Raw genomic sequence first — 15,837 nt, 5'->3', positions numbered from 1 at the left:
TGTCTGTGGTCAGTTGCTTGTCGGCTTAATCAAGATGCACATCCACCTCCACGTTCATACCGGCACGCAGCTGCTGCAGCTCGGGATTGTTGGGGTTGGCAAATTCAATTTTGATGGGCACACGCTGTACTACTTTCACGAAGTTGCCGGTTGCATTATCGGGAGGGAGCAGCGCAAAAGAGGAACCGGTAGCGGGTGAAAATGAAGTCACCTGCGCCTCGAATTCTTCGCCGGGATAAGCATCCACTTTCAAGGTTACTTTCTGGCCCACTTTCATGCGGTCCAGCTGGGTTTCCTTGAAGTTGGCGATCACCCATTTTTCGTTATTCAGCACAATGCTGAACAAGGCCTGGCCGGGTTGTACCAGTTGTCCTGCCTGTACACCTACTTTCGAAATCAACCCATCGGCAGGAGCTGTAATAACGGTATAGCTCAATTGGTTTTTTACATCAGCAATGTCCGCTTCACGCTGCTTGATCACAGCGGAAGCAACACCAATCTGCTGCGAGGTAGCACCGCTTTGCGAAGCCACGGCACTTGTTTGCGAAGTGGCCTGGCGCTTCTGCTCCTGCAGCACCTGCAGCTGGCGTTCGGCGGTTTGCTTTGCAGCCACAGCCTGCTCGTATTGCTGCTGGGTGATGGTGTGGTCCTTGATCAGGTTTTCGTAGCGGTTGAAATCCTGCGTGGTGCGCCATACGTTCACCTTGGCCGTTTCAATCTGTGCATCGATGGTACCGATGCTGGCACGGGATGAAGCGATATTGGCAGTGGCAGCACTGGTAGAGGCGCGGGCCACATCCAGGTTGCTTTTTGCGGTAGCCAGTGCGGCTTCTGCCTGCTGCAGTCTTACCTGCAGGTCGCGGTCGTCGATCACCAAAAGGGTATCACCTTTTTTCACCCGCTGGTTGTCTTTTACCAGCACGTCTTTGATATAACCACCTACACGGGGAATAACGGGGCTGATATTGGATTCGATGTGTGCGTTGTCGGTTTCCTCGTGGTGCTGTGCATGGTTGTATTTGGTAAAACCAAAAGCACCACCGCCCACTACCAGCAGGATCAGTACAATGAGGAAGCCTTTACTTTTCTTTTGGGGCGCTTGCGCGTTGTTATCGGGAGCGTTCATGATTGTTGGTTTGAATCAGTTTGTTAAGCGTTGTTGGTGTTTTTACTTGGTATTGGTATTTGCGGTGAGCAAACCGGCAGCTTCCAGCAATTGGTGGTAAGCCACGGCGGCATCGCTTTGGGCAAATGCCTGGTTGAGGCGGGACTGCAGGCGGGCCACATCGGCATCCAGCAGGTCGGTAGCGGTAGCTAAACCGTTGTTGTATTTGTTCTGGTTTACCTTGAAATTTTCTTCCGCCTGTGTAACGGCGTTATTATACACCTCGATCTTTTTGCGGCTGCTCAGGTAGGTTTGGTAAGCCTGCGCCACCTGCAGGTGAATGCCATCATTAAGGGCTTCTTCTCCGGCTTTTATCTCCCGCACCCGGGCTTCGGCTTGCTGCACCTTGCTCTTGTTTTTCCACAGCGAAGCGATGTCGTATTTCACACCCACACCCAGGTTTACCGCATTGGTAACGGTGATCAGGTTGGGTACGTGCAGGTCTACCATACCACCGGTAAGTGCCAGGCTGGGCAGCTTCTCTGCCTTTGTGGCTTTTACACCAGTGGTGGCTGCCTGTTCGCGTAGCTGGAGGGCTGCCAGGTCCTTACGGTTCTTTAAGCCATGCTGCACATAGTCTTCCAGGGGCAGGAGGTTGTCCCCGGCTTTAAGGCTGCTTACCACGGGGTTAATCTCGGTGGCATCGGGCAGACCCAGCATCAGGTTCATGTTGATATTGGCCAGCTTCCAGTTGTTTTCTGCATCCAGCAGGGCCAGCTCGGTATTGGAGGTTTGCAGTTGCGCTTTCAAAAGGTCGTTGCGGGCCATCAGGCCATTTTGCTCCAGCTTCTGGAAGTCCTGTACACGTTGCTGCGCGTCTTTCAGGTTTTCCTGCACCAGGGCCACAGCCTGCCTGGCTTTTGCCAGGTTGTTGAAGGCTTCAATAGTATTGCCTACCACTTCTTCGCGGTCCTGTTCGGCATCCAGGCGGGTGGCTTCTGCGAGAAAGCGCGAAGACTCGATGCCATAACGAATACGGCCACCTGCATAGATGGGCAGCGAGGCATTGAGCATGCCGTACATGGCCTGCGAAATCTTGCCACTCCGCTCTTCCGAGCCGCCGCCGCTGTTGCCACTACCCAGCTTTACTTTCATGCTGACGTTGGGATTGTTGAGGCGCACATAAGATCCTGCCACCGAGGCGTCGGGGAGTTTGCGTTCCACAGCTTCACGAAGGGCCGCAGTAGCCTGCTCAATGCGTGCCTGGCTGCCCTTGAGGGTGTGGCTGTTTTTGATGCTGAGATCAATTGCTTCTGTGATGGACAACTCTTTACGTTCCTGCGCCGCTGCGGGCAGCAGGGCGCCCAGCAACAACGTAAGTGCAAAAAGTAAAATGCCCCGGTTACGATGCTTCATAAGTCAATAGTGCTTTAAAAATGTACTTGATATGGTCGCTGATTTTCTGTTTGAGGGTCTGGTGAAAGCTGGTATCGTCGAGGTGCTCGAGGTGGTGGAAGGCGCGGTAAAACTTCTTGTTTATAAAAGCATGCGAAATGGTACCGATCATGGTTTGCATCATCAATACCACGTCTACGCCTTTGCGGAACACCCCTCTTTCTTCACCGTTCTGGATCAGCAGGCTGATTGTTTCGGCGTTTTTTAGTTTCAGTTCTTTCATCAGGTCGGTTACCAGGCTTTGCTTTTCCATTACCTGCTCGCAGATCATGATTTTATAGAACTGCTGGTTTTTAAATGCCCGCTCCACGTAGTCGTCGATGAGCACATACATCTTTTCCAAAGGTTCCAGGCGTTCGTCTTTAAGCAGGCTTTCCACGCGCATCCGGACATTAGCGGTACGGGTTTCAAAAAGGGCCTGCATCAGCTTGTCCTTGGAACCGAAATAATAAGAAATCATGGCAATGTTTACGCCTGCCGCTTCCGCAATGTCGCGAACAGAAGTACCGTCAAAACCCTTTTGTGCAAAGAGGTCTTCGGCCGTGCCCATGATTTGTAATTGTTTGTCGTTAAACATGGTTGAAAGGAAATCGACCACAAAATTAAACAACTGTTTAATTAAATCAAACGTTTGTTTAAAATATTTTGTTAATGCATTTTCCTTTGCTTTCTCACAACAAAAAGCAGGCAAAGTTTTGCCTGCTTTTCAATTTTACTATTAACAATAAATGAACCGGATCAGCTGACTGCCACCAGGGTTTTGTCTTTAACCGCTTTCAGTACTTCCCCTGCCACCATCCGCCCTGTTTCGGCGGCGCCGTTCATAAATCCCTGGTAATAGGCACTGCAATGTTCGCCGGCGAAAAACAGGTTGCCAACGGGTTTGATTTCGGCACCCCTGATGCTGGTATACTGCCCTACTTTGTAACAGGCATAACTGCCCTTTGTAAATGGATGTTCGGGCCAATGCATCCGTTTGGCCACCCCGGTATAGGCGTTGGCAGATCCGGGCCACATTTTTTCCAGTTGCTGCACGAAAATACCGGCCTGCGATTGCGGGGAACCGGCACCAAGATCCAATCCTTTCTTGCCACCCTGGTACACCGTAAACCCGCCTGCCTTGCCGGGCTGCAGCTGGGTATTGTCCCAGCCGGTTTGAATGGCGCTGTTGGAAAACATATAAGCGCTATGCCCATACTGGCGCCATACTCTTTTATGGAAACCAAGGAATAATTTGGAATTGGTTCCATAACCCAGGTTGTTGATGGCGTTCTTTTTCCACTGCGGCAGCGGCACCTTGATTTCTACTTCGCGCAACACGCTAAAAGGAATGGTACACACCACGATATCGGCAGGTACGGTAAGCGAAGCACCATCGGTGGTAAAATCCAGCAGGTAGCCATTGGCCCCTTCGCGGATGCGCACCAGCCGGTACCCCAGTTGCATTTGGTCTTTTACCTGGTTGTGCAAGGCATCGGTTACCCGCTGGTTGCCGCCCGCCACTTTGTAGCGTTCATCGCTGGTACCAAAAACCTGGAAGGCCTGCGCCGTATTGGCCACAAAGAGGTACAGGAAATTGATGGCCGACTGCTCGCCTATTTCCAGGCCATACTCGGTGAGGTAAGCCACTTCCAAACCGGTACGCAGGAAGCCATCCAGGCCAATAGCATCAAAATAAGCAGGTATGCTCAACTGGTCGAAATACAGTGTGCGGCTGTCGTACTGTTCAAAAGTCATAACCGAAGGCAGCGAGCGGATATCGGCGGCAATGCGCTGCTGGAAAGGCTGGAATGCGGCGATAATCTCGTCTTCGGTGTAGAAGCGGCCATTGATGAAAAAACTGTCGCGGGTATAGGCAGCTTCTTCTTTCGAAAGGGTATCGAGCAGGGGCAGCCCAAACTCGTGGCAAAGCTTCAGCATGTCTTTGTGTTCCGTATCAATGAACTCGCCGCCCAGTTCGGTAACCAGGTCGGGCGCCAGCACATTTTTACTGCTATACATCCTGCCGCCGCTGCGTTTGGAGGCTTCGAACACCTGCGCGCTGTACCCTGCCTTTTGAAGCTGGTAGGCGCAGTTCAAACCGGCCATGCCCGCACCCAGTATGGCAATACGGGGTTGGTTTTGTTTGGGTTTGATTGTGTTTGATTGAGGAGGAGCCTCGTTAGGCAACAGGTCGGCAGCCTTGCGGCAACCGTGCAGCAAACCGGCTGCAGAAAAGGCCAGTCCTGCTTTGGCAACATCGCCCACAAACTTGCGGCGGTGCAGGGTGGAGGCCTGGGCCAGTGCGGTTACTTCGGGGATTGGCATGCCCTTGTGGGCAGCGGCGCTGGAAAGAAAAAATGCCCTGCGCAGGGTTTGCAGCAGGGGTACACGGGTTTGTTTGGTCATGGCAGTTGGTTAATGGTGGCTGCCAAAATAGTTCAGGCTTTTTCCAGGTACCAGCCTTTTGCTTTTACAGGCCAAAAACCGGCGACCAGTGGTGTCCATTGCGGACAAATGGCACTACAACAAACCCCGTTTCGCTTACCGCCTGCTGGCAATCAGCAGGTTCAAGTCGGTGTACTTGATGCCAAAACGTTCGCTGAGGTAAAAATTGGTGAGTGCGCCCTTAAACATATAGATACCCGAGCGGAGGTGCACATTGTGCCAGATCAGTTTTTCAAATCCGCCCTCCTCGCCCGCTTCCAGCAACAGGGGCATCAGCACGTTGGAGATGGCCTGCGATGCCGTGCGGGCAAAGCCGGATGGAATATTGGGTACGCAGTAGTGGATCACGCCGTACTTCAGGAAAATGGGCGATTCGTGGGATGTAATTTCGGAGGTTTCAAAACAGCCGCCGCGGTCGATGCTTACGTCGATGATCACGCTGCCCTTGCGCATGCTGCTCACCATTTCCTCGCTCACCACCACGGGTGTACGGCCGGTTTGGGATGAGAGGGCGCCAACGGCCACTTCGCATGTTTTGAGTTGTTTGGCCAGCATGCGCGGCTCCATCACGGAGGTCCACAGGCGCTGCCCGATGTTGTTCTGCAGCCTTTTAAGTTTATATACGCTATTATCAAAAACCTTTACCGAAGCACCCAGCGCCATGGCGGCACGGGCGGCATATTCGCCTACAATACCGGCACCCAGGATGATGACCTTGGTGGGTGCGATTCCGGAAATACCGCCCAGCAGCACGCCCTTGCCGTGGTTGGACGAAGAGAGGTATTGCGCTGCAATCAGCATCACTGCCGAACCGGCGATCTCGCTCATGCCGCGTACAATGGGATAGTTGCCGCTGTCGTCTTTCAGGTTTTCAAAAGAGATGGCCGTGATGCGTTTCTCCATCATTTTTTGCAGCAGCTCCGCCTTGAGCACGCTGAGGTGGATGGGCGAAACGATCATCTGGTTGAACTGGAGATAAGGCAGGTCATCTTCCACCACCGGTGCGCTTTTGATGATCACCGGGGCTTTGAACACTTCTTCCTTTTCGTATACGATGCGGGCGCCGGCTTCGCTGTAGTCGCGGTCGGCGAAATGCGCAGCCTCGCCGGCATTGTGCTCGATGGTTACTTGGTGGCCATTGCTCACCAGCACGCTTACCGCATCCGGCGTCAGTGCAATCCGGTTTTCCTGGAAAGCCGTTTCTTTTGGTATGCCAATATGGAGTTGTGCACCCTTGGGTTTTACATCCAGGGTTTCTTCAAGCGTTTCATACGAAAATGAAGTGCTGATGAGCGGTTTTTGCTGCAACATGTAACCTTTGCCTCTGTTTTGAAGGCGTTAAAATACAACAAAGCAGGGATAGGATTTCGGATTTACGATTTCGGATTTCGGAAGCTGCCGATGAGGGCACAAGCTTTCATGTGGCAAGTTTCCGAAATCCGAAATCAAACATCCGTAATCCGAATGCTTCTGCTGCCATCTTCATTTGCGGCGATGTACACGTGCAGGGTATTTTCTTCAAACAGTTGCGGCGCCTTTTCGGGCCATTCCACCAGGCAAATGTCGCCGCTGGTAATGGTGTCTTCCACCCCCGTCTGCACCGCCTCTTCGGGGTCGCGGAGGCGGTAGAGGTCCATGTGGTAAATGGGATTACCATCGCCATCTGCATACTCGTTGATGATGGAAAAAGTGGGACTACCCATATGATCCTGCACGCCTTTTGCGCGGCACAGTGCCGAGATAAGCGTGGTTTTGCCTGCCCCCATCTCGCCATGAAAAGCAAAAACCCGGGCATTGCCAACAGCCTGCCAGAAGGTGTGGGCAAAGGAGTTCAGCTCGTTGAGGGCCACCGTGTAGTTCATGGGTGCAAACCTATTGTGTTTCCCGCAAAACATTTTCTCGCAAAGGCGCAGAGGAGCAAAGACGCAAAGTTTTTTCACGCAACGACGCAACGGAGCCACGGCGCAACGATGATGTGATGTTGCACGCAAAGACGCGGAGGCGCAAGGGATTTTAAGGTAAAAGCAATTGGTTCTACAGCAGGTATCAACTAGGTTGTAAATCTTATTTTGCAGTTTTGCTTCGTTGTATCGTTCCCTTAAAACTTTCCTTTTTGCCTTTGCGCCTTTGCAAGCAACCCATCTTTGCGTCTTTGCTCCTCTGCGCCTTTGCGTGAAAAGCCCGTTGCGCCGTGGCCCCGTTGCGTCGTTGCGGGCAACTCATTTTTGCAACCCCGTTGAAAAGATAGCCCTGTTAAAACCCTGCACCTCCCCCTACCCCTTGCTACCTTTGCAGCAAAGACGAAAGGATGGAAAAAGTACAATGGAAGGTGGAAGGCATACACTGCGCCAACTGTGCGCTCACCATAAACAAATACCTCACAAAAGAAGGCGCGCAAAACGTGTCGGTGAACCCCATCGACGGCGATGTGTCTTTTGATATCAACGGCAAGGCCACCCGCCAGCAACTGGCCCAAGGCATCGAAGGCCTGGGCTATAGCGTAGCCTCCGAAACCGCAGGCACTGAAAAGAAAAAACCTTTTCTGTCCAGCAATATCCAGCGGTTCTGGGCTTGTTTGCCCTTTACCCTGGTGCTGATGCTGCACATGATACCAGGCCTGCACATTCATTTCCTGATGAACCCCTGGGTGCAGTTGGCGCTTTGCCTGCCGGTGTACCTCGTGGGTATGCGGCACTTCGGCCGTTCGGCCATCAAAAGCCTGCGCAATGGCATTCCCAACATGAACGTGCTGATCACCATCGGTGCTACGGCAGCTTTTGTGTACAGCCTGATTGGCATCTTCCTGGGCAACTCGGAAGACTACCTCTTTTTCGAAACGGCAGCCACCATCATCACGCTGGTATTCTTTGGCGAGTTCCTTGAAGACAGCACCGTGCAAAGCACCCAGCGTGCGCTGAAAGGCCTGGTGAAATCGCAAAAGGTGATGGCCAACATGATCGCCTACGATGGTGAACACCAGGAGCATGTATTCCCGGTGGAAAACACCGCTTTGAAAAACGGCGACCTGCTGCTGATCCGCACCGGCGAACAGGTACCTGCCGATTGTAAGATACTGTGGGGTGAGGCCGAAGTAAACGAAGCCCTGCTCACTGGCGAAAGCATGCCCATTGCCAAGGGCAAAAAAGATATGCTGATTGGCGGCAGCATCCTCGAAAGCGGCACCGTGAAAGCCATTGTTACGGCTGCAGGAAACGATACCGTTTTGTCGGGCATCCTCAACATGGTAAAGAAGGCGCAGGGCGAGAAGCCGCCGGTGCAACAAATGGCCGATAAAATCTCTGCCATCTTTGTACCCGTGGTTGTAGGTATTGCGCTGCTCACGCTCATCGGCAACTGGATTTATCTGGGCGCTTTTACCCCTGCCCTGATGCGCAGCATCGCGGTGCTGGTGATTGCCTGCCCCTGTGCCATGGGACTGGCAACGCCTGCAGCCATCGCCGTTGGCCTGGGCCGTGGTGCCCGCAACGGCATCTTGTTCCGCAATGCCCGCAGCCTGGAGCTGTTCAGTGATATCAAGCAAGTGGTATTTGACAAAACAGGTACCCTTACCACGGGGAGGTTTGCCATCAGCAATTACTGGTTCCAGAATGTGAACGAACAGGAGTTCCAGGCCATCGTTTGGTCATTGGAAAAATTTTCCAACCACCCATTGGCAAAAAGCATTACCGACAACTGGAAGGTAGCTGCACCCATCCGCTGGAAAAAGATCGAAGAAGTGAAAGGCCAGGGCATGGTAGCTACCGACTTGGATGGTAATGAATACCTGGCTGGCTCTTACAACATCGCCAAAGCCCATACATCGGAAAACCAGCACAACATCTATGTGCTGCGCAACAACCAGCTGATCGGCTGGATTGACTTGCAGGACGAACTCAGGCCTGAGGCACACGATGTAGTTCGTTATCTAAAAAGCAAAAACATTAAAACGATCCTGCTTTCCGGCGACCGGTACGAGAAGTGCCGACAGTTGGCCCAACCCCTGGGCATTGATGAAGTGATTGCAGAACAGACACCGGAGCAAAAACTGGAAAAGATTGCGTCGCTTTCAGCCGCCGCGCCTACCGTAATGGTAGGCGACGGCATCAACGATGCACCCGCACTAGCCAAAGCAACCGTAGGCATTTCGATGAGCGAAGCTTCGCAACTGGCCATGCAAAGCGCCCACGTGGTGCTGATGAACAGCGGCCTGAAAAAGCTGCCCATGGCCCTGGGCCTGGGCCGCAACACCTATACCACCATCAAGCAAAACCTGTTCTGGGCCTTTGCCTACAACATCGTTGCCATACCCGTAGCAGCACTGGGCTTCCTGAGTCCTGCCTTTGGTGCATTGGTAATGGGCCTGAGTGATGTAGTGCTCGCCATCAATTCGGGCAGGTTGTTTGTTAAGAATGTGGAACGGTAGTTTTACTACATATTTTGATGTAAGAAAGCGCCCGCATATGCAGGCGCTTTCTTGTTTATCGTTCTAAGGTTTTAGTAGGAAGTATCGCAAAGCACACAAAGGAAACGCAAAGGATCGCAAAGAAAACCTTAGCTGCCCTCTGCGTTTTCTTTGCGCGCTTTGCGATACAATACTTCTCGATTACTCGATCGTACCATTTACCAACAAAAACACATCATGCAGGAACAACACGCAACGCAGCACACTAAGACGATCATCCTTGCAGGCGCAACCGGTGACCTGGGGCATCGAATAGCCACTTACCTCCTGCAACACAAAGCCAATGTAAAGGCATTGATCCGTAAAGGCAGTAATGGCAGCAGCCTGGCGTCACTGCAAAAAAGCGGCTTGCAAATAGTGGAAGTGGATTATAACAACGCCGCCGAACTGGCTGCAGCCTGTGCTGGCGGCGCCTGCGTAGTGTCGGCACTCAATGGCTTGGAAGATGTGATCATTGGTGCGCAAAGCCAACTGCTACAGGCTGCCATTGATGCCGGTGTGCCCCGCTTCATTCCATCCGACTACTCGATTGATTATACCAAATTAACAGAAGGCAGCAACCGCAACCTTGACCTCAGACGCAGGTTTCACCAGCACATCGACAGCCAACCCATCAAAGCCACTTCCATCCTTAACGGCATGTTTACCGACCTACTCACGGGGCAGGCACCCATAGTCTTGAGCGGCATCAAAAGAGTACTGCATTGGGGCAGTGCCGATCAGTTGCTTGATTTTACCACCATTGACAACACCGCCGAATATACCACGCTTGCTGCGCTGGATGATACGGCACCCCGCTATCTCTGCATTGCCGGTGATGTGCAAAATGCGCATGGCCTCCAGGCCGTTGCCAGTAAAGTTTTTGACAAACCCTTCAAACTATTGCGGCCCGGTGGCTTAGGTGCGTTGCAAACCATGATCAGGATTACCCGCAAACTGTTCCCACAGCAAAAAGAAATATTTCCACCCTGGCAGGGCATGCAGTACATGCACAACATGTTTACAGGACTGCCTAAACTAACACCACTGAATAATGACCGTTACCCAAGTATCAAATGGACAAGTGTGCAAGAGGTGTTGGCCGCTGCACAAGCCAACAGGAACTAAACAAAAAGGCGCTTTTGAAAAGCGCCTTTTTGTTGGCAGTACCAACCATACAATGCTGTATACCTTTTGATTGTTCCGGCGGCTATGCACCAGCAACCCGGAACCTGCAACTTGAAACCCGTATCATTTCCCAAACACTTTATCATCCACCCCCTTGTTGATGCTATACCCAGTGTAGTTGATGGTTACGGTGCCTTTGCGGTCCACAGGTTTTTGCGGCTTGCCGCTATTGCCTTTATCATACTCCATGGCTATGCCTTTGGGCAGTTTGTACTCCTTGGTGTTGAAGGTAAATACCACTTTGTCTGGCAGGCCCCAGGCGGCATATTTACCATATTTCATGTCCATCTCGTAAGAGCCGTTATCACGCGTAGTAACCTGCGCTTTTTGCACCAGCTGCGCCTTTTCGTTGATGTATAAAGTGGAGAGCACTACATCGCTTTTGTCATCCAAAGGCAGCAGCTTTATGATGCGTACTGGTGCACCGTTCAGTACGGTGGTACCAGCGCTTACCGCCGTTACATTTTCACCACCTAGCAAAGAAGAAAGATTGATGCTCACCCCGCCTTTGGGCAGGATATTCAATCCATCCTGTTTCTTAATGGCAAAGCGGTTGGGCTTTTTGTAGTAAGCCGTTATGGCAGATGCAGGCGCCTTGATAAATGCCGCGTCAATACTCATATTGCCGCTGGCCTGGTAATTGGCCACTTTATCCAGCTTTGCCTTTACAGCCTTGATCAGTGCGGCTTCATTTTGTGCCCACAACAAGCCTGTTTGCAAGAGCAAAAGGGCGGAAAGAAAAATCGTTTTCATGCGGATGTTTTTGAGCGGACCACAGACGACAGACAACGGACCACAAGTTGTCCGTCGTCTGTCGTCTGTGGTCCTTTATGATAAGATATCTTTTTTGCGAAACACAAAGATCACCACTGAAAGGAAGAGCACAATGTGCGCTACCAGTATCCCTGCCGACTTTAACACTTCCCGGTAATCTACGGGATCTTCAAAGAAGCCTTTCCAGTTGAGCATGTGGTTGGTGAACAGGAACGGCTTCAGCGAATTGAATAGCGGTATATCCATCGTGGTGAGGATGGTAAACAGGATGATGATGCTCATGGTGGAGATGATGGGCCCGATGCTGTTTTCGGCAAACACCGATAGCAGGAAGGCCAGCGAAGCCACGGTGGTCATGGCCAGCATGGCAAAGCCAAACGCCCCGAAATAACGCCACAGCACATCTTTTTGCGACAGGATCAGTAGCATATCGCTTTTAAACACCATCAGGTCGGAAGTGCCAAAAAGCAGGATGGATAAACCAAGAGATAGCGCCGCCATAAACACCAGCAGGGCGATGGTATATACCGTTGTAGCTGCAAACTTGCTCAGCACCAGCCCGCTGCGGCTGATGGGTTTGGATGCCAGTAAACGTAAAGTGCCCATGTTAGCTTCACCTGCCAGCATATCGCCGGCAACCAGTGCAATGAGCAGGGGCACATGCACCAGCAGGGTTTGCAAAATGGTATAACACACAAAATATCCGTTGAGCCTTTTGCCTTCAATGCTGAAGGTTTCGTTCACCGACTGCATCACAAAAGACAGGTAGGTCTCGCCATCCACATACAGGGCCAGTTGTACCAGCAGGATGATGGAAGCAATGGCAACAAAGGAGATATAGGTACGCGGTTTCTTAAATATCTTGAACAGTTCAATGCTGGTAAGCTGCCACATGCTGGTTGGAAGTTGTAAGCGATAAGAAATAGTCTTCGAGCGAGTGCCTGCTTTGCAGCGACAACACATCTACACCGGCACCCACGAGGTCGCGGTTGAGCAGGGGAATGCGGTTGCTGTGCAGGCGCAGTTGTATGCCATCGGCAGCTGGCGCCAGGTGCTGCTGCCACTGCGATGCTTGGAGCCATTGGGTAGTGGCAGCATCATCGGTGGTGTGCAGCTGAACGATGGTTTCCGAAGGGTTGAGCAGTTCGCTTACCCTGCCCTGCGCTACCTCGCGGCCTTTGTCGATGATGAGCATGGAATCGGCGATCAGCTGTATCTCACTCAACAGGTGCGAGGACACAAATACCGACTTGCCTTCATTTTTTACCAGGTGTAATATGAGGTTGCGGATATCGGCAATGCCCTGCGGGTCGAGACCGTTGGTAGGCTCGTCGAGGATGATGAGTTGCGGGTTGTGTATGAGGGCGCAGGCTATGCCTAAACGCTGTTTCATGCCTTGCGAAAAGGTCTTAACGCGGCTGTGCGCCCTTTGTCCCAGCCCTACCCTTTCCAGTTCGCGCATCAGCTCTTTTTGCCCCACTTTCACGCCGCTGAGGCGGGCCATGATGCGGAGGTTGTCGTAAGCCGTAAGGTATTTATAAAGATCGGGACGCTCAATCACGGCACCCACCTGCCGCAGGATGGTATGACGCTCGGTGGTAAGGTTTTGCCCAAACAATTGAATGGAACCCGAAGTAGGCTGCACCAACGTGAGCAGCATGCGGATGGTGGTGCTTTTGCCTGCACCGTTCTGCCCCAGGAAGCCGTACACTTCACCCTGCGGCACGGTAAAGGAAAGCCCGTTGACGGCTCGCAGGCCCTTGAAGTCTTTCACCAGGTTGTTGACGGATATCAGTGTTTCCCTCATGTGCATAAAGGTACCAAACAAACAAAGAGGCGGAAGCGTTGAAGGATCGCGGATTTCCGATTTAAGATTTCGATTGGGGAGCAATTAAGAAGGATGGAATTGAGGCGTATCGCAAAGAACGCTGAGGAAACGCAAAGCGGCGCAGAGATATGCTGTAAACAATTGTCTTAAGATTGATATGATAACCCACGGATAAAACTATGGGTTAGCAGCATGTAGCGATTAAATTCAAACTGTATCAACGGTTTTATTGGCAACCTGATATTGGCTTGGTAGCCTGCATTTGATAAAAAGATCGTGTGCTTATTGCTCCCTCCAATGTAGTCTTTGCTAATTTTCGATGGTGTCGAGGCCCTGCTCTTTCAGCCTGGCCAATGCATCCTGCATCTGTTGCACCTGCTGCGGTGCATGGCCCTGCCAAACAGTAAGCTCGCCAACCACCCGCAGCGGTTGCTGTGAGCGATAGGACATAGTAGGGTTACCGGGAAATTTCTTGTTGGTTAAGTTGGGATCATCTTCAAGGGGTCCTGTAGCTTCCACCAGGTATATCCTTCCGCGTCCATCGCCACGTGCAAGTTCGGCACCCCAGATAGCAGCATCGAGGGTGGCAGTAAAGTATACATGCCTTAATTGTGCTTCCTGCCCGTTGTTGGCGCTGAAGCCAACCGTAATGAGGTCGCCCACCTTCAGGTCGGCCTTGGTGCCATGAAAAAAAGTTTGTGCAAATGGGCTTGGCGCAGTATTGCTTTGCAGTTCTTTCTCGCTGTGTGACATCTGAACTATTGATTTCGCTATAACTTATTCATGAAGGAGCGGATCACCAATACACTTTGTTTCACCTTTTCCAAAATCGGAAATCCTAAATCTGAAATCTATTGTCCCAGATAGGCTTTCAAATCAGCCACGTATTGCTCGAACCTGCTGATGCCCGTATCGGTGATCTTACAAAGGGTCTGCGGGTAGTTGTCTTTGAATTGTTTTACCACTTCGATATAACCCGCTTCCTTGAGTTTTTGCACCTGTACGCTAAGGTTGCCCGCAGTGGCGCCGGTCTTTTCCTTGAGGTAGGAAAAGTCGGCTTCCTTCACGCCGATGAGCAGCGACATGATGGCCAGGCGGAGCTGCGAGTGTAATATAGGGTCCAGGTCTTTAAACATTCCGGCCGGCTTTTTCCTTCAGGTAAAGGCTGCGCAAAATTAAGCCGGGAATCAACCAGTTGCAGATGGCAGCCAAACCATTGAACAGCATGTCGAGCCGGGTATCGGTAAACAGGGAGGCAATAAAGAAGCCATAACACAATACGGCGCCGATGATCATTGGCTTGAAGCGATGCGTAAGACCGGTGATCAGCGTAGGAATGGCGTAAAGCAGCAGGAGCAGAGATCCACTGCTGGCAATAAATGAGCGGAAAGGTGTTTCAATTCCTGTTGTAGTGTTTCGGGCGAATACCTGGCTTCCGCTTTCAGCGAGCAACCTTTCGGTAACGCCAGGCACAATGTTGAAATAAAACACCAGCGCAAAAATGGACAGGCCATATACAATCCACACGTTGTTCAGAACCACCTGGGTATGGGTACGCACCTTCCGTTCGCGACTTTCTCTTACCGATATCCATACCTGCGGGATGATGGCGATCATGGCCAGCAGCCATACATCAAAGCCAATGGAAAATTGCCATTGTCTTTCGGCAAAATTGACCAGCCCGCAAACGGCAATGGCGCTGCCCCAAAGGATGGAGGAAGTGCCTGTTTCGTGAATGCTTTTCTTGGCCTTTTGGATCATCTCGGTGATGAGCTGCAGGCTTTCCTGTTGCGATAGTTGCTGTTCGGACATAGACACTAGTTTTCTCTGTTGAGCAAATGGCCGGGAATGATATAACTGGTGAGCAGGGCAAGGGCCGCCAAAAGTATCTGATAATCGTAAGGTAACATGGGACAAATAGCTGCCAGCACCCAATTGAATATGCCGCCAATGATCATAGGTTTAAATTGGAGCAGCCTGCCCGAAATAAAAGTGCCCAGGCCATAAAACAGGATGAAAAAAGGGTAGGCATACAGCCACCCTGAAGGCCCTGCGGAAATGATGATGGACAGCACAAAAAAGGAAATGCCAATACCCATCCACAATTGCCCCATGCTCTCGCCGATATAGGTGCGGGCACTGGGGTTATGTCGTTTGCGGGCGTACCAAATGGTGATGAACACTGCCGGTATGGTCACCAGCCAAACCAGGTAATGACGCGGATAGTCCAGTATTGTTTTTAATACAAACTGCACCAACAATGCACTAAATGCAAGCCAGCCCCAAAACAAAAAATAAAAACTGTTTGCCTTGAGGCTGCTCCTAGTTTTGCTGATCATTGATTGGATCAGTTCAATGCTTTGTAGGGGTGTGAGCTGGTCGTTCATGATGATGAGTAATGAGGGATGAATGATGAGTGCCTGCTATATGGCTATATAAACTGATCAAATCAAGATGTAACATTCAAGCCTTTTCAACATGCTTTTACATTTTGTTTTATGCAATCCTAATAAGCAATATTACGGTTCTGGATCTGGAGCAAGCCAGGCCTTTCAAACCCTTGTCATGCTGATGCATGTCAGCATCTTTATCGTATTGGAAATACTTTTATATAGAGGA

15 protein-coding genes are annotated in these 15,837 nt (G+C 51.4%); 2 read left to right on the top strand and 13 right to left on the bottom strand.

Annotated elements, in window-relative coordinates; all coding sequences use genetic code 11:
* Positions 1–25: 25 nt before the first annotated feature.
* From BUE76_RS05180 to tsaE, 6 genes are all read right to left on the bottom strand, one after another.
* Complete coding sequence (locus tag BUE76_RS05180) at positions 26–1,126, bottom strand: HlyD family secretion protein (protein ID WP_073047713.1); 1,101 nt, start codon at positions 1,124–1,126, stop codon at positions 26–28.
* Between the two features lie 42 nt (positions 1,127–1,168).
* Positions 1,169–2,521, bottom strand: coding sequence for a TolC family protein (locus BUE76_RS05175; RefSeq protein ID WP_073047716.1), 1,353 nt, complete (start codon positions 2,519–2,521; stop codon positions 1,169–1,171).
* Entirely contained in the window at positions 2,508–3,137 is a 630-nt protein-coding gene (locus BUE76_RS05170) for a TetR/AcrR family transcriptional regulator (RefSeq protein ID WP_073047770.1), read from the bottom strand. Before BUE76_RS05170 ends, BUE76_RS05175 begins: the two co-directional genes overlap by 14 nt.
* Positions 3,138–3,298: 161 nt before the next feature.
* Entirely contained in the window at positions 3,299–4,948 is a 1,650-nt protein-coding gene (locus BUE76_RS05165; RefSeq protein ID WP_073047719.1) for a flavin monoamine oxidase family protein, read from the bottom strand.
* A 135-nt stretch (positions 4,949–5,083) separates the two neighbouring features.
* Positions 5,084–6,298 (bottom strand): alanine dehydrogenase, encoded by a 1,215-nt coding sequence (locus BUE76_RS05160; RefSeq protein WP_073047722.1) that lies wholly within the window; start codon positions 6,296–6,298, stop codon positions 5,084–5,086.
* 134 nt (positions 6,299–6,432) lie between these two features.
* The gene (tsaE, locus tag BUE76_RS05155; RefSeq protein WP_073047726.1) at positions 6,433–6,849 is read right to left on the bottom strand and encodes a tRNA (adenosine(37)-N6)-threonylcarbamoyltransferase complex ATPase subunit type 1 TsaE; all 417 of its coding nucleotides are present in this window, start codon (positions 6,847–6,849) and stop codon (positions 6,433–6,435) included.
* A gap of 446 nt (positions 6,850–7,295) precedes the next feature.
* Here tsaE and BUE76_RS05150 point away from each other — a divergent pair, with 446 nt between their 5' ends.
* Positions 7,296–9,410 (top strand): heavy metal translocating P-type ATPase, encoded by a 2,115-nt coding sequence (locus BUE76_RS05150; RefSeq protein WP_073047729.1) that lies wholly within the window; start codon positions 7,296–7,298, stop codon positions 9,408–9,410.
* A gap of 216 nt (positions 9,411–9,626) precedes the next feature.
* A complete protein-coding gene (locus BUE76_RS05145; RefSeq protein WP_073047733.1) occupies positions 9,627–10,556 on the top strand; it encodes an NmrA family NAD(P)-binding protein in 930 nt (309 codons plus the stop codon).
* A 123-nt stretch (positions 10,557–10,679) separates the two neighbouring features.
* On the opposite strand, the gene BUE76_RS05140 is transcribed toward BUE76_RS05145, so the two are convergent.
* The 7 genes from BUE76_RS05140 to BUE76_RS05110 all read right to left on the bottom strand — a co-directional run bounded on the left by BUE76_RS05140 (position 10,680) and on the right by BUE76_RS05110 (position 15,605).
* Positions 10,680–11,369, bottom strand: coding sequence for a hypothetical protein (locus BUE76_RS05140; RefSeq protein ID WP_073047735.1), 690 nt, complete (start codon positions 11,367–11,369; stop codon positions 10,680–10,682).
* 75 nt (positions 11,370–11,444) lie between these two features.
* A complete protein-coding gene (locus BUE76_RS05135) occupies positions 11,445–12,284 on the bottom strand; it encodes an ABC transporter permease (protein ID WP_073047738.1) in 840 nt (279 codons plus the stop codon).
* Positions 12,262–13,197, bottom strand: a complete 936-nt coding sequence (locus BUE76_RS05130; RefSeq protein WP_073047773.1) for an ABC transporter ATP-binding protein — start codon at positions 13,195–13,197, stop codon at positions 12,262–12,264. Before BUE76_RS05130 ends, BUE76_RS05135 begins: the two co-directional genes overlap by 23 nt.
* A 330-nt stretch (positions 13,198–13,527) precedes the next feature.
* Positions 13,528–13,971, bottom strand: coding sequence for an NAD(+)--rifampin ADP-ribosyltransferase (gene arr, locus BUE76_RS05125; RefSeq protein WP_073047741.1), 444 nt, complete (start codon positions 13,969–13,971; stop codon positions 13,528–13,530).
* Between the two features lie 98 nt (positions 13,972–14,069).
* Positions 14,070–14,354 carry a winged helix-turn-helix domain-containing protein gene (locus BUE76_RS05120; RefSeq protein WP_073047744.1) on the bottom strand — a complete coding sequence of 95 codons (285 nt, stop codon included), beginning with the start codon at positions 14,352–14,354 and terminating at the stop codon, positions 14,070–14,072.
* A complete protein-coding gene (locus BUE76_RS05115) occupies positions 14,347–15,030 on the bottom strand; it encodes a hypothetical protein (protein ID WP_073047747.1) in 684 nt (227 codons plus the stop codon). The genes BUE76_RS05120 and BUE76_RS05115 overlap by 8 nt, the downstream gene beginning before the upstream one ends.
* A 5-nt stretch (positions 15,031–15,035) precedes the next feature.
* Positions 15,036–15,605, bottom strand: coding sequence for a hypothetical protein (locus BUE76_RS05110; RefSeq protein ID WP_073047750.1), 570 nt, complete (start codon positions 15,603–15,605; stop codon positions 15,036–15,038).
* Between the last annotated feature and the right edge of the window lie 232 nt (positions 15,606–15,837).

This window comes from Cnuella takakiae, from assembly GCF_001953305.1.
Classification (GTDB): domain Bacteria; phylum Bacteroidota; class Bacteroidia; order Chitinophagales; family Chitinophagaceae; genus Flavisolibacter; species Flavisolibacter takakiae.
Note: the sequence above shows the minus strand (reverse complement) of the source record. Positions and strands in the feature narration are given on the sequence as shown.